Genomic DNA, 24835 nt, shown 5'->3' on the forward strand with positions numbered 1-24835 from the left:
CTCAGGCACTGCGGACCATTCCTGTCGGCACGGGCTATGCCGTATGGACCGGGATCGGAGCGGTGGGAACCGCGCTTCTCGGCATGGTCATTTGGGGGGAATCAGTCGCACCGCTACGACTCCTGTCGCTTGCGCTGATTGTGCTGGGCATGATGGGACTCAAGTTGAGCGCGTAATCGGCCCTCCACATCGCCCATCACTCACCACAGGCTCATCAAACGCCGACAAGTCCCGGCTGCCGTACCCATCGCCGTCCAAGCCAGGGCACTCTTTTTCCTAGCCTCGGGATTCACCTAGTTCACCACCGCACCCCTGACTGTTATCCTGTAGCGAATACTTCCGCACTGAGGTGCCGGTTGCCTCGTAACAGAGGAGTCGCGACGCCTCAAAGCAAGACTGTGGCCTGCCTCACGGAAGACGGTGTACCGGGCTCCGTGAAGGCATCATTCTCATAGAGGTTGACTGAGGTGAAGGACTTCACCGTCAACTCTTCACTGGCCATACAGAAATCACCCCTTAGTTTCACCCGGCGAGGAGAACTTTTCTCAGTAATATCTCTAGGAGATCAAGGCATTAGTATCACCCGGTGGTTACTTCACTAGTTAGGGAACCAGAGCGGCACAGGCGTTGCTTCTTAGTTAAGAAGGCGATCAAGAGCTTTCCCCGTTCCACCCCACTTGCTCGCCCAAGACGTACAGGGAGGAACCGTATGTCAGACTTCCATCAAAACGGCGTTGTGACCGTGCTCCACCGCCTCGGACGGCCGAACCTCGAACAACTGGAGGCGGAACTTCAGCGGCACGCATCGACGAATCCGATTGCCCTGGTCCTCCCTTCCCTCTACTCAGAGCTCCAGCGACCGGCGCTCAGGAAGATTGTCGAGACGCTGACCGAGGTGCGTTATGTGAACGAGATCGTCATCTCTCTGGACCGGGCTTCGGCGCTGGAGTTCCGCTTGGCCAAAGAATACTTCTCGATTCTCCCGCAGCGCGTCCGGGTAATCTGGAACGACGGAAGCCGCATTCAGCAGATCTTGAAGCGCCTGACCGACAATGCCATCGATGTCGGCCTGGCCGGCAAAGGTCGCGGCTGCTGGACCGCCTTCGGATATGTACTCGCCCGCCACCAAAGCAAAGTGCTCGCCCTGCACGATTGCGATATTGTGAGCTATGACCGGCAGTACCTCGCCCGGCTCTGCTATCCCATCGCCAACCCCAATCTTGGATACGAATTCGCCAAAGGCTACTACAGCCGCATTACCGACCGGCTGCATGGCCGCGTGACCCGGCTCTTCATGACTCCGCTCCTCCGCAGCCTCCAGCAGCTGGTCGGCACACATCCCCTCCTGACTTTTCTTGATAGCTTCCGCTATCCGCTTGCCGGGGAATTCGCCATGGTCAGCGATCTCGCCTGGATCAACCGCATTCCGGGAGATTGGGGCCTCGAAGTGGGTGTTCTCGCCGAGGTGTACCGCAACTGCGCGCTCCGCCGCGTCTGCCAGGTCGACATCGCCGACGCCTACGAGCATAAGCACCAGGAACTCTCGGCGGATAATCCTGATGCCGGGCTGTTAAAAATGTCGGCCGACATTACCAAGGCCCTCTTCAGAAATTTGGCCAGCGACGGCGTCATTCTCTCCGACGGCCTGCTGAAAACCCTCAGAGCCACCTACCTTCAAGCCGCGCAGGATGCGATCAGCCGCTACGAAAACGACGCGATGATCAACTCCCTCCAGTTCGATCGCCACCAGGAACGCACCGCCGTCGAAGTATTTCTGAAAGGCATGAAGCTCGCTACTCAGAGTTTCATCGAAGATCCGCTCGGTGTCCCCATGATCTCCAACTGGAGCCGCGTGGTGGCCGCGGTCCCCGATGTCTTCGGGCTCCTGATCGAGGCGGTCGAGAGTGACCATGAGTGGGAACCGGCCGGCGAGCTGGCCCATGGCGACCATCACACCCCGCTCACAAGAGTCTCGTAGCACGCTCGCGTGATGCCCATGCTGCATTCGACCATCACTCCCTTGGCCGCCCAGACCGAAGTCACGGTCGAGCAGATCGGCACGGCAGACCTGCTCGTCGGGGTTCCGAGCTACAACAACGCCGACACGATCGGCCATGTTATTCGGGCCATACGGGCCGGCCTCGCTAAATACTTTCCGGACCGTCGGGCCGTCCTGGTGAACGCCGACGGAGGATCCACTGACGGAACCCCCTTAATTGTCGCCGACACCTTGGTCGATTTTGGTGTGCTGTTCATCGGCGACCGGCAGAGCCCCCTCCATCGCATCGTCACGCCCTACCATGGAATACCCGGCAAGGGGAGCGCGTTCCGCACGATTTTCGAGATCGCCAAACGCCTGAACGTCCAGGCCTGCGCAGTGGTGGATTCGGACCTTCGCAGCATCACACCCGAGTGGGTGGAACTGCTCCTTCGCCCCATCGTGCAGGAAGGCTTCGACTACGTCGCGCCTTTCTATCAACGCCATAAGTACGACGGAACGATTACCAACAGTATTGCCTATCCATTGACCCGCGCGCTGTACGGCTATCAGGTTCGCCAACCCATCGGAGGTGACTTCGGATTTTCCGGCGACCTGGCCAGGCATTACCTGAACAAACACGTCTGGGAGTCTGAGGTGGCCCGCTTCGGTATCGATATCTGGATGACCACGGAGGCGCTGACCAGTGGCGCGCGGGTCTGCCAAAGCTTTCTGGGCGCGAAAATTCACAATCCCAAAGACCCGGCAGCCGATCTTTCCGACATGCTGGCGCAAGTCACCGGCGCCCTGTTCAGCCTGATGGAGACCCATCCCGCCACATGGATCCCCGTGAGAGACTCCGAGCCCGTGCCGCTCTTCGGATTTCAATACGAAACGGGCGTGGAACCGATCCATGTGAACGTCGAGCGAATGCTGGAGGTGTTTCAGCAGGGGCTGCAGGACCTGCAGCCCATCTGGAGTCGCATGTTGTCGGAGGACAGCCTCGCCCGACTCAACTCTTTGCAGGGAGTTGCTCCAACGGCCTTCCGGATGCCGGATGCCCTCTGGGTCCAGGTGATCTATGACACGGCCCTGTCCTATCACGCCGGAGTACTTCCGAAAGACCACCTCCTGAAAGCGCTCACACCGTTGTATCTCGGCCGAACCGCCTCGTTCGTTCTGCAGACACAGGGGCTGACCACCCGCGAGGCGGAACATCATGTTGAATCCCTGTGCCGGGCCTTCGAGGCCCACAAAGAATATCTCGTGACACGGTGGCCGTGAGCAGCGGCTACCCCCGGCATGGGGAGTAAAGGAGGATATCATGACATCACAGTGGATCGAGACGTTACTGGAACCCGTGACCGTCCTCGGCCGGCAAACGCTGGCGATCGTCCCCAATGTGTTGGCCATGAGCCTGCTGCTGCTGGCAGGCGTCGGCACCGCCTGGTTCGTCGGCCACGCGGTCGAACGGTTTCTCCGGGTGATCGGACTCGACCGAGTAAGCGATCGGCTGGGCCTGACTTCCACGTTCCTGCGCGGCGGGATTAAATCGGCCCCCTCCCATCTCATCGGACGAACGATCCACTGGCTCGTTCTGCTCTTCGCGTCGATCGCCTCGCTTGAAGCCTTGCACATCGACTCCGTCAGCCGATTGACCCATGCCACCGTCGCCTATATCCCACATCTCGTCATCGCCACGCTGATCGGAATTGCGGGCTACCTGATCGCCAACTTCGTCGCCCAAGGAGTCCTGATCGCTGCGGTCAATGCCGGCCTCCCGCCGGCCCGCCTGATTGCCTCGGCGGCCCGCTGGGCGATCCAATTGCTCAGCGTCGCCATGGCTCTTGAGCAACTGGGCATCGCGGAACACATCGTGGCCGTCGGATTCGGCATTACCTGGGGCGGCATTGTCCTTGCCGCCGCACTGGCGTTCGGATTGGGAGGCAAGGACCTCGCACGGTCATTTCTTGAGCGTCGGCTGGCTGCTCCGTTGCACGGACCGACTCATAACGATGTTCACCACCATTGAGGCCCCCATGCGTCCTCGCTATCTTGTCTTCACCGATCTGGACGGATGTCTGCTCGACAGCCGGACCTATTCGTTCGACGCAGCTCGACCGGCCCTCGAACGACTCCAGGCGAACCACATTCCCGTGGTTCTGGTTTCCAGTAAGACGCGGGCGGAGATCGAGCCGCTTCGCCAGCAACTGAATCACCAGGGTCCGTTCATCGTCGAAAACGGCGGCGCCGTGTTCGTGCCTCTCGGCACCTTTGATTTCCCTCTGGACCGCGCCCGACGACGGTCTACCTATCACGTCATCGAGTTTGGAACGCCCTACGCCCTGTTACGCGATGTACTCAAGCAGATTGAGGAAGCCGTCGGTACGCCGTTGATAGGATTCGGGGATCTTTCGATCGATGAGATTATGGAGCTGACCGGACTACCCAGGGAAGCTGCACTACGGGCCAAGATACGCGAGTACGATGAGCCCTACCTGGTACAGGGCCCCGCCACGCTGGTCACCGAGGTCTGCCGTCAGATCATCACGCGAGGATTACAATGGACGAAGGGCGGGCGCTTCTTTCATCTGACCGGACTGAACAACAAGGGGCAAGCCGCCTTGAGGCTGCTTCATTGCTATAAACGGCAATGGAATCTCGATGGACCACCGGGCGAGGTTGAAACAGTAGGGATCGGGGATAGCCTGAACGATCTCCCCCTCCTGCTCGCGGTGGATCTCCCGGTGCTGGTGCAGAAGCCGGACGGATCGTACGACCACGACATCCATGTCCCCCAACTGATCCATGCCCCTGGCATCGGACCCGTCGGGTGGAATCACGCGATTCTGAATCTGCTACGGCTCGCAGCCTAGCAGCCGCGCGACCCTCTCTGAATAGGTGTGTCCGTCAGGCGGATTTTTTCGACGCAAACACCGCCGCATCACAGGAGAGATACTTGATCTGCTTGATGGGGACCAGGATCATTTCCCGCGGCGACTCCAGATAAATAAATTCCTGGTCTTCCGACAACCGATGACTGACCGCGTCCTTGATCAACAACTCCTGATTGTCCACAAACACGACTTTCACCCAATAGTGCACGACGCTGCTCCTTCCGACAAAAAGCCGACGATCCGACTATACCACGACCCCTTCAAAGCCAGAGGATTATACTGATCCCTTCAAGACTGTGGCAACTTGCCAGCCATAGCCGCTCGTGAGTAGAGTAGCAATGCAGGACCATGTCTTCGAGGAATGTCCGATGGCCAAGTCATTGCGAATCAGCGGGTTGACGGCGCTCTTGCTCACCGGCCTCACGATGTCCCCTCTCCTGAGCGACGCGCAGGTGGTTGGAGACGAGGCTGAACTGGGTCGGCTCCAGTCGAAAGCCGAAGACGCGATCGGGAATGATGATGCGGATGGAGCCGCGATGATGATGGGGCGGGCCGCGTTGCTCGCCGCTCAACTCGGCAAGAGAGAGACCGGATGGAAGACGGCATTCCGCAAGGGCCAGGAAGCGCTCTTCAGATCACAGGAACATACCTACCGGGCCATGGCCCTCTTTCGCCGAGCCGGCGGTCAATTGCCGGCCTCATCGGGAGTTTGCGGCAGCCTGGCCCTCGGTCACACCGCTCTTACTCACGTGGCTGAGGGGAAGGAACCTTCTCCCCAAGACACCCGCCTCCTGGAGGAGGCCAGGCGTCTTCAGGAATCTGCGGAAAACTGGAACCAGGTTATCGTATCCCTGGTTGCCGAATACCAATGTTCGTAACTCCCCGAGACCGTGGGTCTGGCCTTAGTCGTCTTCCGGGTTGATGATGTGCAGGCCCGCCGTCTTTGACGCCGCCAACAGCTGCGCGTCCGCACTCACGACGGTCAGTCGCAACGGCTTCAACTCCAGCGCCAACGCCAGATGCATCACTTGCGCAGCCCGGAGAAAGGGATACTCCAGGACCAACTCTTTGGTGGCCAGATACGTCCCCATGGTCGGCGCAATAAACTCGAACAGTCCGGCCTTCGATTCCAGCTCGAATTTATACAACACCGAGTAGCAATCGTCCCGGGTGATCTCTCCCTGTTGAGCTCGATTGGAGAGCGTGGCGTAAAAGTCCGTAACCGTCCAGGTCGGCAGAATGGCGACTTTGCCGCGCTTGACCATCAGCTTGTTGACGACGCGAGTACCCCGCTCCATGCTGTAGCGTTTGACGAGCGCGGTGGAATCAAAATAGTAGTATGGCATCCTGTCACACCCTCCCCTTCATGATCAGGGCGGCCAGGGGACCCTGGAGTTTTGAGAGTCGATCCTGCAGCTCGTCCAGCGGCACTTCCTCATACCCCTGCTTGCGCAACGTATCGGCCAGATTGCCTTGATTGAACGACGCGGTGTCGTCCTTCAACCGGTCGCCCAGCTTGCGCTTCGCCAACCGGCTCGACAGTTTCCGTCCGGGCTTCGTCAGCCCGCGTCCGCGGCTCCGTGGGGCGCGGCCCATCGCTTTCTCTGTAGACTGTGTCACAGTGCTGGATTCCTCCTCGTTAAAATGGGCGTGGGCTCGATAACGCCGGATTCGCCGGTGTGGATTCTCGCGGACACCCGGCCGGTGATGGCACCTGGGCCGGCAATGACGCCTCTCCAAATACATGAGATGCGATCGCTTTGGCAAGGTCTGAAGAAAATTCTTGTTGGATAACCCGTAGGGCTTTCGCCGTGGCTTCGCGGTCGGACAGATGCCCTTCCTTCCCGCCGCGCGAGACCGCGCCGACCACGCGTTGCGTCGCGGACTCCACCACATCGAAGTCGCTGCACCAGCGCACATACTTAAATTGCGGGTCTCGCACATCGATCGGCCAGACACGCACGGTGCCACGCACCAGCAATTCGCTGCCGGCTCGTTGGGTCGTCACATGCAATCCCTCACGAATGAGCCCTTCCATAAGCGATCGCTGGATCGGCTCCGCATGATCCCCCGTCACTTCGACCGCGAGCACCAGGTTCGTCGAGAGGAATTGATCCAGCTCATTCGACAATTCATTCACACGATACGCGGCGGGAGTTCCCTGGCCGGAGGAACGGATGACGCGCAGATCTGCATTGAACGCGTCGCGCATCACCAGATTCCTTGTGGCACGCCGGAGGTCTCGCACTTTCGTCAACTTGTCGGTGGTCTGCCTCGCTTCGAGCAGATCGGCTTCAATCGTCCGATCCAGCTCCCGCATCTTGTCCATCATCGCCGCTTCGCCCTGGCCGCGATGCATTCCCGCCAAGGCATAGTGCATCCCCTGATGCCGGTCATACCAGGCATCGAGAATCTTCACGTTTTCAAGGACTTTATCGGTAGAGACGTTCGTCACCTGATCCAGCGTCAACCGCCGCTCTGTATTGGTGCTCCCGCGGTTCTCGACCAGCAGGTAGGACTCCCAGTCCTTGGCCTGAGCCGCGACCTCGGCCTTAAAAATTCTCGCCACGGCCGCATAGGCCTGATCGGTTGCCGCACTCTTGTTCGTGGCCTGGCCCTGCCCCAGCAGATATTGGCTTGAAGAAAATTCAGCCGTCGCGCCATCCACCCAGGCCGGCTTCGATTTCCCCCCGAACCACGTACAACCCGAGAGGGCGATGCCTCCGATGAACAGCATGACCAGGGGCAATATGACATCACGCCTGAGTCTGACCGGACCTCTCATTGAATCACCCGTTGAATCATGACCGCAGTTTGTCCCCGAACCAGAGTGAGCGTCCGACTACTCTCCGTCGTCGGACCGTTTGCTCGCCCAACCAGCTGCACCGACGCCGCATACTGCCCGGGCTCGACCCAGACGCGAGCGATGTGAATTTCATCGGGGAGCGTCTGCCAACTGCGCTTATCGGCCTCTTCCGAGGCCACAGCGAGCCCTTTAGTAAGAAGCCCCACAACAAGGCCCACCCATGGCGCAGCGTCTTTACCCGCCGCTTGCTGAGCCCCGCGTGTGGCCCCTTCCGCCATCGCAAACTTGACGGCTGCACGAGCCAAGGCCTTGACCGTAATGCCGGGCAACCGATCGGAAAGACTCTTATCTGCCAGCGCGGAGATGTTCTGCCCCAACTCTGAGGAGACCCGCACCTGCCGACCGGTCTCGCCGACCAGCGTCAGCTGCTCCACGGGCACCTGCGTTTTCTGCGTCACCAATCGGGGCAACGCCACGCGCACGACACGACCATTGAGGCCATACAGGACGCTATCGACCCCGCGGTTCTGATGCCGCGACGACTGGGAGAATCCACGATTCAACAACACGAGCTGCAAGGCATCCAGACTGATCGGCAAGTCAAGAAAGCGGTCCTCCTTCCGAGGGGCGCGGCCATTATAGCTGATCAACACCACTTGAGCGAGGTCTCGCTGCGCCGCACTGGCCTGCCACGCCGTGTCAGGGAAGAGCCGCCGATACTCCTCAAACTCATTCGTCAAATGGAGCGCGTCAGCGGTCCGCAAGAGATCGGCACGGAGTTGAGCCGGGACTGGCGTGCGCGCCCAACCCCGGTTGGCTTCGTACGCATCATAGGCCTTCCGGTAGGCAATGAACGCGTTATTCACATCATCTGTCGCCTCATAGAGAATGCCCGTCAGATATCGGGCAAACCCATCCTCCCGATAACTCGCCTTCTCCTTGACCCTATCCGAAAGCACGTTGAGCCGGTGATCGATCCGGCGGGCTTCCACCAAGGCTTCCTGAAGCTGCCCCTGCGCGGCGTAGTTCAGCGCCTTGACGACATTGATCATCACATGTTCGTAGGGATCCCCTTCGTACGGCAGCGCGTTGTCATTGGTGAGAAAGGCGGCGGCTTCGGAGCGGATGGTCCTGGTATAGAGCCGCTCCACTTCCTCCTCTGCCTGCTCCAAAACGGCGCTGCTCTGCTGGTAGTCGCCGGCCAATTGCAGCGTCATCCCGCGATCCATGCCATACAACAGGCGGCTCTTGTCCCCGTAGGATTTTTCAGCTTGTTGAACAATCGCGTCCGCCTGTTTGGCATCGCCCGCAGTCAGGCTCTGCTCAATCAACAGGTAGCGATTGACGGAAGGACCGCACGCGGTCAACAGCAGCAGCCCGGCGAGGACAGCGAATGGAAGGGATGAACGGACAGCGCGCCACGGCGCCAACAGACTGTGGGAAACACGTGGGGAGAGAGGGCTCAACAGAGTCCGGGAGCCTAGAAAATGGTTCGCTTCTTTTCGATGACCTTCTTAATCTTCTTCTGCCCGTACCAAACCTTGGCGTTGCTCTCCAGATCGATCATCTGAAGATCCACTTGATAGAACACGGCTTTGGTCGCATCCGCTTCGTCGAGGATCGTCGAAATCGTCCCCTTCATCATGTAATCGGCACCGATTTCTTTTCCGGGAGCTTTTTGCGTATCTTCGCGGGAATACATCGCCTGCTCTTTGCGCTCGGTCCGCAGTTCATCGCGCTCGCCCTTGCCGGCGACGAACGTGACTTTCTGCGAATTCGTCAGCTCGCGCTCAAGGTCGGTCACAAACGTCTGGACACTGATGTGCTCGTGGCTGCTGTTCAGGATCGTGCCGACCACCACAACAGGCTGGCGATGCTTCGCTTGCGTGAAGTTGCCGAGCCATGGGTAACTCAGCGATTCCTTCACCATGGTCTCAGCGACCATCCGCGAGTCGGTATCGTTCCAGCGCCCGCTCAGGTCAGTGACCACCCCGGCATCGATACGCGTGACTTTCGTTTCGTGCCCGCAGCCTGCCAGAGTCAACACCGACACCGCTCCCAGCGCCAGCCATCCAGACTTCATCACCATCACCCCGTCCCTCCGCTGAAAATCTTCCGAGAAAAAGAGAATGAAACCGGCCGGCTATCGCGCCAACCGCTTATCTTCTTCCTTCTCCAGCCGGTCGAACATCTTGTCGGCATTCTTCCGGACAAAATCGCGCACCTGCGCATTGAGTTCTTTCGCCTGCTCCAAGTTGTTCTTCATTTCTTCGAGGTTCAGCTTGGTAAGGACGTAATAGGTATTGGTCTTCTCGTCTTTATATCGATCGATCGGACGCACGCCGCTGAGCGTCGCCGTCGTGACCGTCTTGATCGCCCGCTCGACATTCTGCTCTTCCGTGTTTCGGGTGAAATCGCCGGCTGTCGTCGATGCGGCGTAATCTCTCATCAGGTAACCGGTGTACGTTTCAAAGGTCTTGGCTATTTCAGCGCGCGCGCGATTTTCTGCCGTATCCCAGGCCAACGGCTCGTTCCGCACACCGACCACCGCTCCCACCCCATAGAACGCCTTGCTATCCTTCTCGTTGAAAGCTCCCGACCCCTTTTGCACCCACTTCGGAGGGCCACCACAAGCGGCAAGTCCGACCAAGAGAACAATGGCAAGCCCGGTGCCGGCCAGTCTCGTAAAACGCCCTTGCGATGTAGCCATGCGATCCTCCTTCATGACGAGAAATTGAGTACGTGGTGCGTGAAACGTTTCGAAAATTAGCGTGAAATCATGCTAGCATGCGACTTTACTTCAGTCAACGCAACGGCGTATGAACGGTTGACGAGACTGCGCCTATTCAATCCACCCGGTGACGATTTTTAGGGGAGGCACACACTGTGGCCGACGTTCAAATAGAAGACGGCATTATTAAGATCGCCAGTTTGGAGATTCAGGACCCCAAGGCCGCCGCGGTCCTGGCAGAATATCCGCAAGTGCGCTGGGCCGAAATCACGAGACGCGCGCTGAAGATCGGGTTGGGCTATCTCAAGGGTGGGGGGAAAGACTAGGGCTTCCTCTGAGCGTCAGCCTGACTGACTGCCGCTCGCGCACGGGAATCGGTTCCGCCCAACTCGACATAGCGGCGAAACGCCTCGACGGACTTTGTCTGATCCTTCAGATGATCGGCATAGAGCGTACCGAGCGAAAAATAGACATCCTGATAACCGGCATTCACCTTCAGCGCCTGCAAGAGCGCCTGTTCGGCCTCCGGGAAACTGCCGCGCTTTTCATAGATCAACCCCAACGTGTAGTACGAGTCAGGATTCGTGGGCGCGTGCTTCACGGCCAGTTGGCCGGCGGTCAATGCCTCGTCAAGATTAGGCAGAATCTCCAACCGTACGTAACTTTTCAGCACATAGGCTTCGCCGAATTCGGGATTGAATTCAATCGCGCGATTCAGTCGTTCGAGCGCTTCCTCGACGCGCTTCCCCTCCTGGAGCAACGCAAACGCCTGATCGTATTGCGCCTTCGCCGCCTGTTGCCGTTCAGCCGGCGTCTGGGGCCCCGCGCCGAGCACAAACGCCGCCTTGCGCCCTTCGATGAGAATGATATCGCCATCCCCGTCCAGCCTGGCGGATATCGGATGTTGCTGCCCCTGCGTGACGGCGGGAAGCTCCTTCTCAAGGTACGCGCCCAACTCGGACGCCATCAGCCAACCGTTCTTGTTCAGATCCGCCGCACCCTGCAACCCCGTCAGAAGCGATTTCACGAACAGACTCGCATCCCCCACGCGCTTGGACACTTCTCCCTTATCCCCGGCCGTAATCACCTGCATCGCACGGCGTTCCGTGTCGTCCTCCGGTGTCAAGCGGCCTTCGAGCGACAACTGCTGCGGTGCCGTGGCTTCCCATCCCCGAACCGCGGTATCAAGAATCAGCAGGGTGTGCTTCGCCGCCAGGCGTCGGGTAAATTCCTTGAGCTGGTCAAAGGTAATGGACTTGGCGACATTATTGATCTGCGCATCCGACGGAACCAGGTAGCCGAGATCCTTCCCATCGGCATCTTGCGTCACTCCGGAATGACCCACATAAAACAGCACCAGACGATCCATCCGCCCGACCTTGCGCGGCAACATGTCCGACAAGAGCTGCTGTAGATGCCGAAAGCTGGCATCCTTGTCATAGACCTCAACCACTTCGTCGAAGCCCATCTGACGAAAGGCCTGGGCCACCGTCTTGGCGTCCGCCAAAGCTCCGGGAATCGAAGGAGCCAGTAGATAGTGCTCGACCCCGACGACGACCGCCCAGGACTTATAGTAGAGCCCTTCCGGTTTCCCTAACTGGGCGGAGGCCGGCGAAACTCCGCTCAATCCGGCAAGCCAGAAGAGCCCAAGCCCAAGACTCATGGCACACAAGTTTCGAGTGAACATAGTTGTGATAGATCGAAGAAAAGTTCGCATAAGCAGCTGATGTTGAGCCTACCCTCGGGCCGTGACGGCTGTCAAGGAATCGGCCTGGCCAACCCGTTCATTTCAAAGAGGCACTCGCCATAGGGTAGATCCCCGTACAAATGTATGGGTTGCAGGGGGAGGCCCCTTTCTCCATAATCATCATATTCGTGCCGGGACGGCTATCGACCGAGGAGGTGTGTGCGTCATGAGTGAGAAGATCGAGACACTACTGAAGGAAACCCGAACGTACCAGCCTAGCGCCAAGACCAAAGCCGCCGCCCATATTAAGGACTATGACACCGAATATAAGAAGTCGATTGCCGATCCGGAGGCGTTTTGGAGCGGCGTCGCCAAGGAGCTCGACTGGTTTACGCCGTGGAGCAAAGTACTGGAATGGAACTACCCCTTCGCGAAATGGTTTGTGGGAGCCACCTGCAACATCTCCTATAACTGTCTTGACCGGCACGTCAAAAATGGCCGGAAGAACAAAGTCGCCGTCATCTGGGTCGGCGAGAACGATACCGAGCGTGTCTTCACTTACGGGCAGCTCTACCGCCAGGTCAACCGCTGCGCCAACGCCCTCAAGAAGCTGGGCCTGAAGAAGGGCGACCGCGTCACCATCTATCTCCCGAAAGTTCCCGAGCAGATTGTCGCCATGCTGGCTTGCGCCCGCATCGGTGTGATCCACAGCGTCGTCTATTCCGGGTTCAGCGCCCCGGCGCTGGCCAATCGCATCCACGACGCCGAGTCTCATCTGGTCATCACTGCCGATGTCGGCTACGACCGTGGGAAAGTCATTCCCCTCAAGTCAGTCGTGGACGAAGCGTTGAAGACCTGCCCGACGGTCGAGCGCGTCGTCGTCGTGCGCCGGCAAAAGCCGGAAGTCTCGCTTGCAGCCCCCAAAGAAATTGACTGGCACGAATGGCTGAAAGGCGAATCCGCTGAATGTGAAGCGGTCAAGCTGGACGCCGAAGATCCGCTCTATATCCTGTATACCTCCGGTACGACCGGTAAACCCAAAGGCGTCGTGCATGTGCATGGCGGCTACATGGTCGGCACCTACATCACGTCGAAATATGTGTTCGACCTGAAAGACGATGACGTGTATTTCTGCGTCGCCGATCCGGGCTGGGTCACCGGCCACAGTTATATCGTCTACGGCCCGCTGTTGAACGGCGCGACGATCCTTACCGCCGAAGGCAAACCGGACTACCCGAACCCTGGCCGCTGGTGGGATTTGATCGAACGCTACGGCGTCTCGATTTTCTACACGACACCGACGGCGATCCGCTTACTCATGCGCTATGGAGAAGACTGGCCCAAGAAGTACGATCTCTCAACCTTACGCATCCTCGGCAGCGTCGGCGAACCGATCAATCCGGAAGCCTGGGAGTGGTTCCATCGCGTCACCGGCGGCGACAAACCCATCATGGACACCTGGTGGCAGACGGAAACCGGCTCGATCCTGATTACGCCGCTGCCGACCGTCCCCTTGAAGCCAGGATCCGCCACGCGGCCGTTCCTTGGGATTGAAGCTGATGTCGTGGATCGTGAAGGCAACAGTCTCCCGGCCAATGCCGGCGGATTTGCCGTCATCAAGAAACCCTGGCCCTCCATGATGCGCACCATCTACAAAGATCCGGAGCGCTACAAGACCTATTGGAACACCATCCCGAACTGCTACACCGCCGGCGACGTCTGCCACAAAGACGCCGACGGCTACATGTGGTTCATGGGCCGCGCCGACGACGTGATCAAGGTTGCGGGCAACCGGCTGGGCACCGCCGAAGTCGAGAGCGCATTGGTAAGTCATCACGCCGTCGCCGAAGCCGCCGTCATCGGCAAACCCCACAAGACTGTGGGCGAGTCCATCAAGGCCTTCATCATTCTAAAACAAGGCGAGATCGAAAGCCCTGCGCTGATTCAATCGATCAAAGATCAAGTGATGAAAGAACTGGGGAAGATCGGGGTGCCGTCTGAAATTGATATTGTGCAGTCACTCCCCAAGACCCGGTCTGGAAAAATCATGCGGCGCGTCCTGAAGGCTAAGGAACTCGGACAGGATCCAGGAGATATCTCGACGATTGAGGAGTAGGAACGGAATTATTCATTGGCAGAGGCAGGTCATGCAGACCGGCCTCACCTAACTTTCCCTCCACTCAACATTCACAATCGTATTGGTATCGAATACCGCCAAGAAAAGACTCCCGAAACAGGTTCTTGCCCCCCTTCATAGGAGACAGGGCGGTCTAGATCCATACGAGTCCTGCGCACCGCCTCTCACGCCTTGCCTTCGTTCAAGGCAGATGTGTGCACAGAGATTCGCTTGCGTCGCAGGCGCAACAGGCTTATTCTCAAAAAGAAGAACGAAATCAGGAGGGCGTCATGAGTTACTTACAGCAAACCATCAAAGCCATCATTCGCCCCGGTGATGAGGCTGGCTACGTGGCCGAGTGTGTGGAAATTGCTGTGGTCACGCAAGGGCGCACATTGGATGAAACCGTCAAGAATCTGCAAGAAGCCACGGCCCTCCACCTGGAGGGGGAACAGTTAGCCGACTTTGGCTTGCGGGAGAAGCCGACGCTGATGCTCACCATGGAATTGGATCCCGCCCATGCCTAAATTGCGGCGACTCGCCGGCCGTGATGTCGTCACAATCCTTCAAGGATTCGGCTTCCAGCAAGTCTCTCAGCGAGGCAGCCACGTCAAGTTGGTTCGTGCCAGGACAGAGGGGCGGCAAGTCCTCACCGTCCCTCTCCATACCGAACTCGATTCCGGCACGCTGCGCGCCATTGTTCGCCAAGCCAGTCGATTCATTCCCGAACAAGACCTCGCCCCCCACTTCTATTCTTAGAAACTCATCCGGTCTGGCAGTAGGTAGAGAGCACTGTGCCGACAGCATGATCCCTCCGCGGCGAGATAGGTGACTCGGAAGTTGAAGAAAGAATGAGCCCGCCTCGGTCACCAAACGCATCCGGAGAAAGCCTGGCCCAAGAAAAAACTCCCGGTACATTTTCTTGCTTCCAGCATCCTGCTAAACGACAAGCCGTTCCGATCCGCCGCCATAAGCGCGGCTGCAGTCCACCCCGCACACCGATGGCTCACCCCCGGTGAGCTCTCATACACGAGGAGACCGTCATGCGAAATCGAAGCCTAATGGGAGGAGTGTTTCTATTTGCTGTACTGAGTCTGGGGATCGCCCTCAGCGGGCCAAGCTATTCAGCAGAACCTGAAAAAGCGACCGCCAAACCCAAGCCCTCAGCTGCCGCCAAGCCGGCAGCGAAAAAGGTGACCGCCACCAGCACGAAGTATCAGAGCGCCGAAACCGCCTGAAAAGCCACGGCCTGTTTCGGCATGGCGCCCAACATCAACAAAGTCAGTCCGGATGAGAGCAAGGCCGGCGACAAAGTGACGATTACGGGAATGAACTTCGGAAACAGCGACTGCCTGCGCAGTATTTCTTTCGGACCGGGTCACGCCGCGACGTTCAAAATCGAGAGCGACAGCAAGATCTCCGCAACCGTCCCCAGCGGCGGACGCAAAGGCTTGGCGATGCTCACCGTCACGACCGCATCGGGCGAAGTCTCAAAAACGTTTTTGGTGAAATAAGCGTTGAGGTTGGCTCCCCGTTCTTAACCGGGCACAAGGTTGAGAACAGGGCACGAGATTACGCTCAAGTCCTCGCCTTCCTCACAAACCTTATATTCGATCTCGATGGGTGGTTCGACTGGCACATCCGTCCAAGCTTACACCCAAATTATGCAGTATGTCCCCGTTGTCCTCCCGCAGACGCTATTTCGCACCCCCATTCAATAAGAAACCTCGTAGAGTGAACGAGCCTGGTGTTTCGCGATCCACGGTGGGACGCAGCGAAGAAGCGTATTCCGGAGTGTACAGGCCATCGTGTTGGAGAGGTTTGTGGCTTGTCCGATGTGCCATGAGACCTTCACAATCTTTTGGACTTTGGCAATACGCGAGGCCTGAAAGCGCGCGAAGGCCTTCTGTACTGTGTCGCACATGGCCAGTGTCTCTGCCAGTACCCAGGAATCTTCGATCGCCTGCGCCCCGCCCTGGCCAAGGTTCGGGGTGGTGGCGTGCGCGGCATCCCCCATCAACACCACGGAGTTGGCAAACCACGACGGTAAGGGCGCCAGGTCGCTGAGGTCATCACGAATGATTGAGGATGGATTCGTGTGAACAAGAATGTCCCCGATTGGGTCTACAAACTCCCCATAGAGATCACACATCTGTTGTTGAATCGTCGAGGGATCGTCCCGTCCGCCCGCTGCTGCTTGCTTGGTGGCATACCAATAGACCTGCGCCTCCGCAATGGGCACAAAGCCAAATCGCAGGCCCGCACCCCACACCTCAGTGAGCTGCCTCCGCCACGTGTGCTGCAGTGCGATGTGTGACACTCCTCTCCAGCACGTTTGTCCGGAGTACCGCAATGGCCTACCCGGAAAGATGGATTCACGCACTCTCGAATGAAGACCATCCGCGCCCACCAGAAATTCACCGCAGCCCTGTGTGCCGTCTCGAAATGTCGCCGTCGCGCCGTCTATGCCCGTGTCCACCGCGACGCAGTGTTTCTTGGTCACGACGGTGTCAGGGGCCAGCGCCTTCAAGAGAATCTGTTGCAACGCTCCTCTCTGGATTGCGGTGGTGTGATACATCTGTCCGTTGTTCGAATAGTGCGCCGGTGTGGTTGAAATACGCGTCCCTGCTGAGTCCAGAATAACCAGCGATTCAATAGAGCAGCCGCGATCCCGCACGTGTTGCGCGAGGTGGTATCTGTCGAGAATGGTCATGGCATTCGGTGGGAGCAGAATTCCAGCGCCAATTGAATGCAAGCTTGTCGCAGCTTCAAATACTCTTACCTGGATGTGTCGCATCTGCATGGCGATCGCTGCGGACAGGCCGCCGATCCCAGCTCCGATGATGATCCCTCTCACGGTCGTCATCTCCTCTTGTGTTCGCCTCACGACCTACGTTCACCAGGGAAACCTCCGCAACGAAGCGGAGGTGGGTTGTTCCGGTACAACGCGTTGTTGGGCGGCACTGCGCTCACAGCCGCTCCCAAACTTGACGAAGCCCGATGAAATGCACAACGCCGAAGACGAAGCAAATGGCTGAACTCCAAAACCAGAATGCCGTGCTGTTGCCGGGGGAATAGGGGATGAGTGCTGGAATAGCTAGCGCTCGCAATAAGTAGAGGCCCGTGATTGCGCAAAGAGCCAACCGCACGAGGGGGAGTTTGCGGATTACGCCGGCGCCTGAAAGCGCAAATAGCGACCAGACCGATAGGACAGCCGCAATGATGAGTGCGACAACGGTGGGATACCAATGACCGGTTGATGCCATTTGCGCCATTTGCTCTCCAGCACCAAGAAACCGATACCAGGGTGTCCCGAATGCGATGCAGCCTAGATGCAATAAGGCAGCCAAGGCACTAAGCGCGGCACCAGCAATTAGAAATGGGTTAGCGGTATGGACCATTTTTTGTGCGGCCGAACGCCTGAGTTAAGCCGCCCCGCAGCGGGGTGGCGGACGCGTGCTAACGTAACGCAGGCACATGGCCGACGCCACGATGCGGGGTCGGCTTGAACGAATTGTTAGGCCCACTCACGGCGTATTTTCGCAACGCTCAGCGAGGTCATTTCTGGGTGCTCAAAATCACCGGATTGTGCGACGAGAGCACGCATATCCTCCAGTATGGTCTTTGCGCTCCGGCCAGTGGGGTCTAGGCGTACCAATTCTTCTTTGTAGAGTTTTTCAAGCTGGTGGTATGCAGAAACTTGGTCACATAGCTGAGCAATTTGGCGTTCCGCACGGCCCCACCGCCTATCAATGCGCGTGGTTGCATAGCTGATTAAGCCGCCAAGTAACGCGCCAGCAAGAGCGAATAATCCAGAAATAATTTGAGAGTCCACAACTTCTCCATGTGGGCCTAACAATGTTTAGGCGGATCCACATAAGAACCGGGTCTACCTATTTCTGTCCGTAAAACACGCCATCGGCTTTTCTGAAAATAACGACATTACCATTGTCACCTCAATGAGCTACGCCCTATCGGCCACTTAGAACGGGTTCTTATGCGGATGAGCAAACACCATCCGCTGAATACGCTCACATCTCACCTAGCGGGCTTCGTACTGCCGCAGCAACCAGAGGTGATAGAAATCGTCGAACGGGGGATGATCATCGATCCGGTCATCATGCTCTGCATAGGTCTGAAACACCCGCTCCTTCTCCAAGAAAGCTGAGTCTGAGATATTAGGCGGCTCAAGTGCGCTGTTATATCCCCGATAGCTTTGGAACTGATGCGGCCGTTGATAGGCCGAATGAGCCTCTCGCGCAAACAAGGCCGAGTAGTAATGATCGGAATGATCCGACAGATACGCCCGGCCGGTTGCGGGATAATAAACGCGACAGACCGCCGGATTTCCAGGCTTGCAGGGCACTGGGTTCCGGCCCGTTCCATCCAGGGCATTCACTCGGTCCGGCCGAAATATTCTCAGCACCTTCGTCAGTTCATCGACCAGTCCATGTTTCGTGTAGGTCACACGGGGATCGTCCAAAGGTGACAGTTCGGCGATGCTCCTGGTCCACAGCTTCTCCAGTGTCGCACCGTGCGGACAGCTCGTCCCATCCTCCCTCGCCGGCGACGGCAGGCGAAAAAATACGAGGCTGACTTGCGGCCGCTGCAGTAGCCGCACTTCCTTTGGCCTGACGGCAACGTCGACCCACCGATCCTCGACGCCGGCCATCTGCGCATACGCAGCTCTGACCCCTGCTTCACGCTGCGCGCGCCAATACTGCTCTGATCGACACCCATCGCCCGCAGTCAGATACACCGTCTGCACCCGATGCCCCCGTGCGATCGAACGCTGAATATCGGGATTCATAAAAAGGAGGTCATCGTCCTCATGCGCGACGACAAAGAGGTCTCCGAACCCTTCCGTACGGGTAAGGGCTTGACATCCGGCCGTTCCGGCCAGCATCGAAAGGATCAGCAGACTGCCGCCGATTCGAAGACCTGCCTCCATAGCACCTCCGCGAATGGATCGCCCCCTCGTAGTGTAGGGCGATGATCGCAACCAGCCCGGAACCTATGTGTGGCCGAAGTGGAACGTCCCTCTAGATGCCACACTAGATCTTCCCGTCGCCCGCGTTCGCCGTCAGTCTCTAGATGAGCCCCCGCTTCTGAAGATAGTCTTTATCGATCACGGGGGTCGGTTTCGGCGCGACTTGCCCCCGCTCCTGGAGGAGGCGTTCGACGTATTTGCCGATGAGGTCGGATTCGAGGTTGACGGGATCGTTGACCTGTTTGAGGCCCAACGTTGTGACTTTGGCGGTATGCGGAATGATGGCGATGGAGAATCCATGATTCGTCACATCGTTGATCGTGAGGCTGATGCCATCGACGGTGATCGAGCCCTTGACGACGCAGTAACGCAGAATGTCTTGCGGCGCTTCAATGGTGAAGATGACGGCATTCCCGTCCTGCTGCCGGCTGCGAATCGTCCCGACGCCATCGACATGCCCCGCGACCAGATGCCCGCCGATGCGCTCGCTCAGCTTCATGGCCCGTTCAAGATTCACCGGTGTTCCTGCCGTGAGCAGGCCCAGCGTCGTCACTGAAAGTGTCTCGGGAGACACTTCCACCGTAAAATTGCTCTCGCTTTTGGAAATCGCCGTCAGGCAGATCCCGTTCACACTCACACTGTCGCCGATCTTGAGATCGCTCATGACGGTCGAGGCCAGCAGCGTCATCCTCGTCCCGGCCAGCGTCTTCTCCAGCGAAATCACTGCGCCCATTTCTTCGACAATGCCGGTGAACATATACAAGCCCTCAGTAATCAGCCGTCGGCATTATAGCACCGGCTTATTTATGGATCTTCTTGAATTCGACTGGAGGGAGTCTCTGGTTCTTCATCATGTCGTGGCACATATTCTTTTGTTGCTCCCTCCCCTTTGTAAGGGGAGGCCAGGTGGGGTAGAGCTTCACCCAACCGTCACGCATTGATGCCGGCCACACTTGCTCGTTGGAACACCCGATCTTCGACCTCCCCTCACCCCTCCTTACGAAGGAGGGGAATCACAAGAGCCTACGGTCGATCTTTACTCACACAAAACCAGGAAACGTTTTATTTACTCCTCATCGTCAGCCAGAAGACCAGGGCCGCGGCGATCTGGAGGCTCGCGATAATCGTGAAGGCCCCGGCGTAGCTCATATTGGCAATCAGGATGCCCGCCAGCAACGGCCCGCTCGCATGACCGATATCCATAATCGTGCCTTGCATCCCCATCCCCGCTCCTAGCGTCTTGAACTCTGAGCTATCCGCTACCAGCGCCGATGAGGACGAGGACACCACCGCTTCTCCAAAACCAAATCCGGCTGAGAGCAGCAGCAACCCAGCAAAGATCGACACGTGCGGCATACAGACGAAGGTCACGGCGCAGATCAGCAGGCCGATGATGATCAGCGGCTGCCGCCCCACCCGGTCGGACACCCGCCCCATGATCGGCTTGGAGAAGAAGGATGTGCCGGCCTGCACACTGAACAAGAGCCCGACCTCGCCCGGATTCAACCCCACCGTGAGCCCATAGAGCGGAAGAAACGCCATGAGCGCGCCGTTGGCGATCATCTTGGCGCCGTCGGTCGCGCTGGTGATGAGCACCTTGCGGTTCCGCGCCACAATCACGAATCCCTTCCACATCTCCGCCAGCAGCGGCCGCATCCCCTTCTGATGCACGCGCGGCGTCGCCACATCCAAATGCATACTATAAAACAGCACGATCGCGATGCAGCCGCAGACCCCGGCTGTGATGAACGCAAAATCGAACCCGGCTACATGGGCAAGATACCCGCCGATAAACGGCCCGAGCAGCGCCCCCGACTGTGTGCAAGCCGTGTAGGTCCCCAGCGCCGCCCCCCGGCGTTCACGATACAACTCCGCGACGGTCGCCAGTGCGCTCGGCGCAAAGATGGCCGTCGCCAACCCATGCACGAACCGCAAGATCGTCAGGCTATTTAGGTCCGTGATGAAGAGATAGAGAAACGGCGGCAGGCCGAAAGCCACAACCCCGATGCGCAACAAAAATTTCCGGCCGTAGATATCCGACAAAGCGCCGGATGGCAGCTTGAGCAGCACGCCGGTCAAGGTCGACACTGACACGATCAGCCCGATCCGTTCGGGGCCTGCCCCGAGATGCTCGGCGAACAAGGCCAGCACCGGCATACGCACCATGTTGTAGCTGATGAAGCAAAAGATCCCGACGGTGCAGATCAGGAGAAAGCTGCGCGATGATGTCATCGAGAGGCCGGTCCTTTTTCATGGATGTTGCCGATCCTGGGCATACCAGCCAGCGCCTGTTTCAAGAACACTACGTCCTCAGGCGGCAACGGTGGCGGATCGGTCGCCTCAAAGAGGACTCGTTCAGGATGCCGCCGCATTTCCATCCCCAACCGATTCACTGCGTCCACCCCCTTCATCAGTTTGCGAGAGACCGTGCGCCCGACCAGCGGACGCAGCAGCGACACGAGTCCGGCCAATACTCGATTATCCAACCTGGTATAGGACACCAGCGTCGTTTCGACGGCCTCTTGACCGGCAGCATCTTTCACTGTCGCCATGCTGAGCATCACGATAGCCTTGCCGGTCAAGTGCGGCAGCAGTGTGCTGTGGTGCGACCCTTCCAGATAATACAGGCGATGATGCGGATCCTGATAGACCAGTTCGACCAATCCTACCGTCCCTTCACCGTCGTCCCCCCAATAGCGGCCGGGCCCCCGCGCCTCGGCTTTATACAGCCCTAACTCCAGGCGATTCACGAGCGCCGCAGCGACGGGCGGCCGATCCAACAAATACACATAGACCGACTCCGGCAGCGGCGTCAGTACCGGCCCGACTTTGTTGGCGGTTGTAAAGTCATCGATGATCGGCTGGAGACGGCAGACCCAGGCGGGATCGAGTCGCTCGACAGGGAACGCGACGCCCGCATGCTGAGAAGCAAGCCGGCAGGGATCTGCGAGCACAGGCTGAGGCAGGATGCCGGCAAGGACGCACAGCAAGCCGATCACACGGACGTCGATCCGGATAGCAACGCCCCTGCTCATGGCGCGGGCTTCGACACCTGAATGGGCAGCTGCACCGTAAAGAGTTGCCGCGGATCTTTGCGCGCCCGCGCCTGGCGCAGGAGCGTCTCGACCGACGGCGTGACCATTCCTTCGAATGAGACCTGCTTGTTCGTCACGACGGTGACCGGCTTGGAGACATCCACCAATTGATCGTTCAGAAACAGCGTGTAGCGTTGCACGAGCCCGGCTTCGACTTCGATACGATTGGACGCGGTCACTGAGACATCCAGCCTGGCGTAGCGTTTCTTCCTGGTCAACTCATCGCGCTTTGAGACCAGATCGTCCGCAAAGGCGGCGATCGGATCGGTCGCGTCGATTCGCACCCAGCCGAACGGTTGAAAATGACTGGCCTCACGGACCACCGTCAGCGCGGTCGGCAACGGGTTCCGGTGTTGTGCGTTCATCCAGGTCACCAGGTCCGGCAACTCTTCGCGAGGAAAGAAATGTCCGCCGGCCATCGGATGCTCGCGTTCATGCTCACGATAGATGTGCGGATAGCCGATCGCCGCGAGCTCGCGCGAGATCGTCCGGCTCAACTCCACCGGCATCACCTGATCTTTCGCGCCATGAATGATGTAGACCGGCGTGGTCCGCAAGTTGGCAAGAAACGGCATGAGGACGCCGTCGAGGCCGCTGGCCATCGGAGCCAGACCGGCAAACCGTTGCGCATGATGCATCCCGATCAACCAGGTGCCGATCCCGCCGTTCGACATGCCCGTGAGAAACACCCGGTCCGGATCGACGTGATACTGCGCCTGCACCCGTTCGATGACGGCCAGCACGAGGTCCTCCGCCTGCCTGGTAAACCAGGCGCCGGACGGATAGGTCGGACAAACGAGAATATAGTCATCGCCTAAGCGATTCTGCCATCGTTCAAGATAGGCCTCACCGGAAAACCCCGCCCCGTGCAGACAGACGACCAGTCCATATCCCTTGCCGGGCTGATAGGTGAGCGGAACCGAGAGCGCATAGTGATACGTACGCTCGCGGACCGCAATCCGTTCCTCCGCCATCGTCCCGACCGGCATGGCCTGATAGGTTCGCCCGGTCTGGATGGCGCGGCTGATCAGGTCAATCGTCGCATCAGGATTGGCGAGCAGTCGTTGCAGCACGACTTCCGCTTTCGTGCTATCCGCTTCGTCGAGGTAAGAAAAGACGTCGGCCGCGAGCGGCTGATTCGCAGGCTGGGGCTCAGCGGACCAGACCGGCTCGCCCGCTGCGGCAAGGCAACACCAGACCAGCAGGGAACACACGTACTGAGTTGCTTGCCTGATCGTGAAAAGATTCCTCATCGCTCTACAATTACGGTAACGGTCTTCAGGATAAGGTCGAGCCAAGAACCACCGCAGGATGCTCAAAAAGGCCGCCCAGCAAGGCCGCAGCAAGCGAAGAGGCGAGGCGTACTCTGTGTGGTACGTGGAGCCTCTGAGCGCGGCGAGAACGCCGCTGGCGGACTTTTTCAGCATCCTGCTATACGTCGCCTTCGACCACGACATCCGTCCCGAGCACCCTGGTGCGCATCTGTCTCAATTTCCAGGCATCGGCCAGCCGGCGAGGCCCCGCTCCCCCGATCACGCCTTTCGATGCGGCCCCGCCCAACAGGGTCGGCGCGACGTACAGTTGAACATGATGCACCAGCTTGGCCTTGAAGAACGCTTCGTTCAACTCTCCGCCTCCCTCGACCATGACCGAGGCCATCCCGCGTTTTCCCAGCGCCGCAATCAGATGTTTCAGCGACACATGGCCACCGCGACTCGGCAACTGCAGCACTTCGATCCCCTGTCGTTCGAGGGCCCGACATCGGGCTTGTGAGGCAGCCTTCGTCGTGGCGATGATCGTCTTCGAACGAGACTGTTGCGTGAGGATTTTAGCTGAGCGCGCGATACGCAAAGAACTATCGACCACGATCCTCGTCGGCTGAGTCGCAGCCAGAGCCGTCAGACCGGGCGCGTTGCGCGCCGTCAAGGACGGGTTATCTTTCTGTACCGTCCCGATGCCCACAATCACGGCGTCCATCGCACTTCGCAGACGATGAACCTCCTGCCGCGATGACAGCCCCGTAATCCACTGGGACTCGCCACGCGCTGTTGCGATCTGTCCATCCAGAGTCATCCCCGCCTTGAGCGTCACGTAAGGCCGCTCGTTGACGATCCAATGACAATAGGCCCGATTGAGCGCCTCCGCATCCTTCCGCGCAACCCCGACCGTGACGGCCAATCCGGCTCGACGCAGTTGCGCGAGGCCGTTCCCACTGACCGCCGGATTGGGGTCGCGCATGGCGACCACAACGCGATGCACGCCGGATTGAATCACCCCCGGCACGCAAGGTGGAGTGCGCTTCTTCAGATGGCTGCAGGGTTCGAGGGTCACGTAGAGCGTCGCTCCGCGCGCCAGAGATCCGGCTTGGCGAAGCGCGAGTACTTCCGCATGAGGTTGGCCGGCTGCGTGATGATAGGCTTGCCCGACGATGCGGCCCTTGGAGACGACGATCGCCCCAACCATCGGGTTGGGGCTGGTTTTGCCTTGGCCCTTCGCCGCAAGGCGAAGAGCCAACGTCATATAGTGGAGATCTCG

The 24835-nt window shown here is 58.8% G+C and carries 29 protein-coding genes; 12 read left to right on the forward strand and 17 right to left on the reverse strand.

Annotation, left to right across the window (positions count from 1 at the left end; genetic code table 11):
* The first annotated feature begins 17 nt into the window (after positions 1-17).
* The 5 genes from Q8N04_16490 (at position 18) to Q8N04_16510 (ending at position 4854) form a co-directional block, all read left to right on the forward strand.
* Positions 18-176, forward strand: coding sequence for an SMR family transporter (locus Q8N04_16490; protein MDP3092272.1), 159 nt, complete (start codon positions 18-20; stop codon positions 174-176).
* A 533-nt stretch (positions 177-709) separates the two neighbouring features.
* Complete coding sequence (locus Q8N04_16495; protein MDP3092273.1) at positions 710-1978, forward strand: glycosyl transferase; 1269 nt, start codon at positions 710-712, stop codon at positions 1976-1978.
* A gap of 12 nt (positions 1979-1990) precedes the next feature.
* The gene (locus Q8N04_16500) at positions 1991-3262 is read left to right on the forward strand and encodes a glycosyltransferase (GenBank protein ID MDP3092274.1); all 1272 of its coding nucleotides are present in this window, start codon (positions 1991-1993) and stop codon (positions 3260-3262) included.
* A 40-nt stretch (positions 3263-3302) separates the two neighbouring features.
* The gene (locus tag Q8N04_16505; GenBank protein MDP3092275.1) at positions 3303-4010 is read left to right on the forward strand and encodes a mechanosensitive ion channel; all 708 of its coding nucleotides are present in this window, start codon (positions 3303-3305) and stop codon (positions 4008-4010) included.
* A 7-nt stretch (positions 4011-4017) separates the two neighbouring features.
* A complete protein-coding gene (locus Q8N04_16510; protein MDP3092276.1) occupies positions 4018-4854 on the forward strand; it encodes an HAD-IIB family hydrolase in 837 nt (278 codons plus the stop codon).
* Positions 4855-4888: 34 nt separating this feature from the next.
* Here Q8N04_16510 and Q8N04_16515 read toward each other — a convergent pair whose 3' ends face one another.
* Positions 4889-5083: a hypothetical protein gene (locus Q8N04_16515; GenBank protein ID MDP3092277.1), complete on the reverse strand. Its 195-nt coding sequence runs from the start codon at positions 5081-5083 to the stop codon at positions 4889-4891.
* 160 nt (positions 5084-5243) lie between these two features.
* On the opposite strand from Q8N04_16515, the gene Q8N04_16520 reads away from it, so the two are divergent.
* Complete coding sequence (locus Q8N04_16520; protein ID MDP3092278.1) at positions 5244-5753, forward strand: hypothetical protein; 510 nt, start codon at positions 5244-5246, stop codon at positions 5751-5753.
* A 24-nt stretch (positions 5754-5777) separates the two neighbouring features.
* Here Q8N04_16520 and Q8N04_16525 read toward each other — a convergent pair whose 3' ends face one another.
* From Q8N04_16525 to Q8N04_16550, 6 genes are read right to left on the reverse strand one after another with little or no spacing between them, the layout of a single operon-like run.
* Complete coding sequence (locus tag Q8N04_16525; protein MDP3092279.1) at positions 5778-6221, reverse strand: type II toxin-antitoxin system VapC family toxin; 444 nt, start codon at positions 6219-6221, stop codon at positions 5778-5780.
* Positions 6222-6225: 4 nt separating this feature from the next.
* Positions 6226-6495 carry a hypothetical protein gene (locus tag Q8N04_16530; GenBank protein MDP3092280.1) on the reverse strand — a complete coding sequence of 90 codons (270 nt, stop codon included), beginning with the start codon at positions 6493-6495 and terminating at the stop codon, positions 6226-6228.
* 19 nt (positions 6496-6514) lie between these two features.
* Positions 6515-7660: an LPP20 family lipoprotein gene (locus tag Q8N04_16535; protein MDP3092281.1), complete on the reverse strand. Its 1146-nt coding sequence runs from the start codon at positions 7658-7660 to the stop codon at positions 6515-6517.
* Positions 7657-9111: a hypothetical protein gene (locus Q8N04_16540; GenBank protein ID MDP3092282.1), complete on the reverse strand. Its 1455-nt coding sequence runs from the start codon at positions 9109-9111 to the stop codon at positions 7657-7659. The genes Q8N04_16535 and Q8N04_16540 overlap by 4 nt, the downstream gene beginning before the upstream one ends.
* Before the next feature lie 50 nt (positions 9112-9161).
* A complete protein-coding gene (locus Q8N04_16545) occupies positions 9162-9770 on the reverse strand; it encodes a penicillin-binding protein activator LpoB (protein ID MDP3092283.1) in 609 nt (202 codons plus the stop codon).
* A 54-nt stretch (positions 9771-9824) separates the two neighbouring features.
* Entirely contained in the window at positions 9825-10391 is a 567-nt protein-coding gene (locus tag Q8N04_16550; protein ID MDP3092284.1) for a hypothetical protein, read from the reverse strand.
* A gap of 176 nt (positions 10392-10567) precedes the next feature.
* On the opposite strand from Q8N04_16550, the gene Q8N04_16555 reads away from it, so the two are divergent.
* Positions 10568-10738: a hypothetical protein gene (locus Q8N04_16555; protein MDP3092285.1), complete on the forward strand. Its 171-nt coding sequence runs from the start codon at positions 10568-10570 to the stop codon at positions 10736-10738.
* On the opposite strand, the gene Q8N04_16560 is transcribed toward Q8N04_16555, so the two are convergent.
* Positions 10735-12075, reverse strand: a complete 1341-nt coding sequence (locus Q8N04_16560; GenBank protein ID MDP3092286.1) for a caspase family protein — start codon at positions 12073-12075, stop codon at positions 10735-10737. The genes Q8N04_16555 and Q8N04_16560 overlap by 4 nt on opposite strands.
* A gap of 250 nt (positions 12076-12325) precedes the next feature.
* Between Q8N04_16560 and acs the strand changes: the two genes are divergently transcribed.
* From acs to Q8N04_16585, 5 genes are all read left to right on the forward strand, one after another.
* Complete coding sequence (gene acs / locus Q8N04_16565; GenBank protein ID MDP3092287.1) at positions 12326-14215, forward strand: acetate--CoA ligase; 1890 nt, start codon at positions 12326-12328, stop codon at positions 14213-14215.
* Between the two features lie 290 nt (positions 14216-14505).
* Complete coding sequence (locus tag Q8N04_16570) at positions 14506-14742, forward strand: type II toxin-antitoxin system HicB family antitoxin (GenBank protein ID MDP3092288.1); 237 nt, start codon at positions 14506-14508, stop codon at positions 14740-14742.
* Positions 14735-14974: a type II toxin-antitoxin system HicA family toxin gene (locus Q8N04_16575; protein MDP3092289.1), complete on the forward strand. Its 240-nt coding sequence runs from the start codon at positions 14735-14737 to the stop codon at positions 14972-14974. Before Q8N04_16570 ends, Q8N04_16575 begins: the two co-directional genes overlap by 8 nt.
* 284 nt (positions 14975-15258) lie before the next feature.
* A complete protein-coding gene (locus tag Q8N04_16580; protein ID MDP3092290.1) occupies positions 15259-15453 on the forward strand; it encodes a hypothetical protein in 195 nt (64 codons plus the stop codon).
* 21 nt (positions 15454-15474) lie between these two features.
* Positions 15475-15729, forward strand: a complete 255-nt coding sequence (locus Q8N04_16585) for an IPT/TIG domain-containing protein (protein MDP3092291.1) — start codon at positions 15475-15477, stop codon at positions 15727-15729.
* Between the two features lie 200 nt (positions 15730-15929).
* On the opposite strand, the gene Q8N04_16590 is transcribed toward Q8N04_16585, so the two are convergent.
* The 9 genes from Q8N04_16590 to ribD all read right to left on the reverse strand — a co-directional run bounded on the left by Q8N04_16590 (position 15930) and on the right by ribD (position 24820).
* Positions 15930-17081, reverse strand: coding sequence for an FAD-dependent monooxygenase (locus Q8N04_16590; GenBank protein MDP3092292.1), 1152 nt, complete (start codon positions 17079-17081; stop codon positions 15930-15932).
* Between the two features lie 103 nt (positions 17082-17184).
* Entirely contained in the window at positions 17185-17490 is a 306-nt protein-coding gene (locus tag Q8N04_16595; GenBank protein ID MDP3092293.1) for a hypothetical protein, read from the reverse strand.
* Between the two features lie 242 nt (positions 17491-17732).
* Positions 17733-18050, reverse strand: a complete 318-nt coding sequence (locus tag Q8N04_16600; protein MDP3092294.1) for a hypothetical protein — start codon at positions 18048-18050, stop codon at positions 17733-17735.
* Positions 18051-18257: 207 nt separating this feature from the next.
* A complete protein-coding gene (locus tag Q8N04_16605; protein ID MDP3092295.1) occupies positions 18258-19166 on the reverse strand; it encodes a PIG-L family deacetylase in 909 nt (302 codons plus the stop codon).
* Between the two features lie 139 nt (positions 19167-19305).
* On the reverse strand, positions 19306-19962 hold the full coding sequence (locus tag Q8N04_16610) for a riboflavin synthase (GenBank protein MDP3092296.1): 657 nt from the start codon (positions 19960-19962) through the stop codon (positions 19306-19308).
* A 305-nt stretch (positions 19963-20267) separates the two neighbouring features.
* Positions 20268-21437, reverse strand: a complete 1170-nt coding sequence (locus tag Q8N04_16615; protein MDP3092297.1) for an MFS transporter — start codon at positions 21435-21437, stop codon at positions 20268-20270.
* Positions 21434-22240 (reverse strand): hypothetical protein, encoded by an 807-nt coding sequence (locus Q8N04_16620; protein ID MDP3092298.1) that lies wholly within the window; start codon positions 22238-22240, stop codon positions 21434-21436. The genes Q8N04_16615 and Q8N04_16620 overlap by 4 nt, the downstream gene beginning before the upstream one ends.
* The gene (locus Q8N04_16625; GenBank protein ID MDP3092299.1) at positions 22237-23514 is read right to left on the reverse strand and encodes a prolyl oligopeptidase family serine peptidase; all 1278 of its coding nucleotides are present in this window, start codon (positions 23512-23514) and stop codon (positions 22237-22239) included. The genes Q8N04_16620 and Q8N04_16625 overlap by 4 nt, the downstream gene beginning before the upstream one ends.
* A 217-nt stretch (positions 23515-23731) precedes the next feature.
* Positions 23732-24820, reverse strand: coding sequence for a bifunctional diaminohydroxyphosphoribosylaminopyrimidine deaminase/5-amino-6-(5-phosphoribosylamino)uracil reductase RibD (gene ribD / locus Q8N04_16630; protein MDP3092300.1), 1089 nt, complete (start codon positions 24818-24820; stop codon positions 23732-23734).
* Positions 24821-24835 lie beyond the last annotated feature (15 nt).

The organism is Nitrospira sp. (assembly GCA_030692565.1).
Classification (GTDB): Bacteria; Nitrospirota; Nitrospiria; order Nitrospirales; family Nitrospiraceae; genus Nitrospira_D.

Coding starts and splice junctions, on each gene's coding strand:
- Q8N04_16495 (MDP3092273.1), top strand. CDS start 710: ATGTCAGACTTCCATCAAAACGGCGTTGTGACCGTGCTCCACCGCCTC.
- Q8N04_16500 (MDP3092274.1), top strand. CDS start 1,991: ATGCCCATGCTGCATTCGACCATCACTCCCTTGGCCGCCCAGACCGAA.
- Q8N04_16505 (MDP3092275.1), top strand. CDS start 3,303: ATGACATCACAGTGGATCGAGACGTTACTGGAACCCGTGACCGTCCTC.
- Q8N04_16510 (MDP3092276.1), top strand. CDS start 4,018: ATGCGTCCTCGCTATCTTGTCTTCACCGATCTGGACGGATGTCTGCTC.
- Q8N04_16520 (MDP3092278.1), top strand. CDS start 5,244: ATGGCCAAGTCATTGCGAATCAGCGGGTTGACGGCGCTCTTGCTCACC.
- Q8N04_16525 (MDP3092279.1), bottom strand. CDS start 6,221: ATGCCATACTACTATTTTGATTCCACCGCGCTCGTCAAACGCTACAGC.
- Q8N04_16535 (MDP3092281.1), bottom strand. CDS start 7,660: ATGAGAGGTCCGGTCAGACTCAGGCGTGATGTCATATTGCCCCTGGTC.
- Q8N04_16545 (MDP3092283.1), bottom strand. CDS start 9,770: ATGGTGATGAAGTCTGGATGGCTGGCGCTGGGAGCGGTGTCGGTGTTG.
- Q8N04_16550 (MDP3092284.1), bottom strand. CDS start 10,391: ATGGCTACATCGCAAGGGCGTTTTACGAGACTGGCCGGCACCGGGCTT.
- Q8N04_16560 (MDP3092286.1), bottom strand. CDS start 12,075: ATGAGTCTTGGGCTTGGGCTCTTCTGGCTTGCCGGATTGAGCGGAGTT.
- acs (MDP3092287.1), top strand. CDS start 12,326: ATGAGTGAGAAGATCGAGACACTACTGAAGGAAACCCGAACGTACCAG.
- Q8N04_16570 (MDP3092288.1), top strand. CDS start 14,506: ATGAGTTACTTACAGCAAACCATCAAAGCCATCATTCGCCCCGGTGAT.
- Q8N04_16575 (MDP3092289.1), top strand. CDS start 14,735: ATGCCTAAATTGCGGCGACTCGCCGGCCGTGATGTCGTCACAATCCTT.
- Q8N04_16580 (MDP3092290.1), top strand. CDS start 15,259: ATGCGAAATCGAAGCCTAATGGGAGGAGTGTTTCTATTTGCTGTACTG.
- Q8N04_16585 (MDP3092291.1), top strand. CDS start 15,475: ATGGCGCCCAACATCAACAAAGTCAGTCCGGATGAGAGCAAGGCCGGC.
- Q8N04_16590 (MDP3092292.1), bottom strand. CDS start 17,081: ATGACGACCGTGAGAGGGATCATCATCGGAGCTGGGATCGGCGGCCTG.
- Q8N04_16595 (MDP3092293.1), bottom strand. CDS start 17,490: ATGGCGCAAATGGCATCAACCGGTCATTGGTATCCCACCGTTGTCGCA.
- Q8N04_16605 (MDP3092295.1), bottom strand. CDS start 19,166: ATGGAGGCAGGTCTTCGAATCGGCGGCAGTCTGCTGATCCTTTCGATG.
- Q8N04_16610 (MDP3092296.1), bottom strand. CDS start 19,962: ATGTTCACCGGCATTGTCGAAGAAATGGGCGCAGTGATTTCGCTGGAG.
- Q8N04_16615 (MDP3092297.1), bottom strand. CDS start 21,437: ATGACATCATCGCGCAGCTTTCTCCTGATCTGCACCGTCGGGATCTTT.
- Q8N04_16620 (MDP3092298.1), bottom strand. CDS start 22,240: ATGAGCAGGGGCGTTGCTATCCGGATCGACGTCCGTGTGATCGGCTTG.
- ribD (MDP3092300.1), bottom strand. CDS start 24,820: ATGACGTTGGCTCTTCGCCTTGCGGCGAAGGGCCAAGGCAAAACCAGC.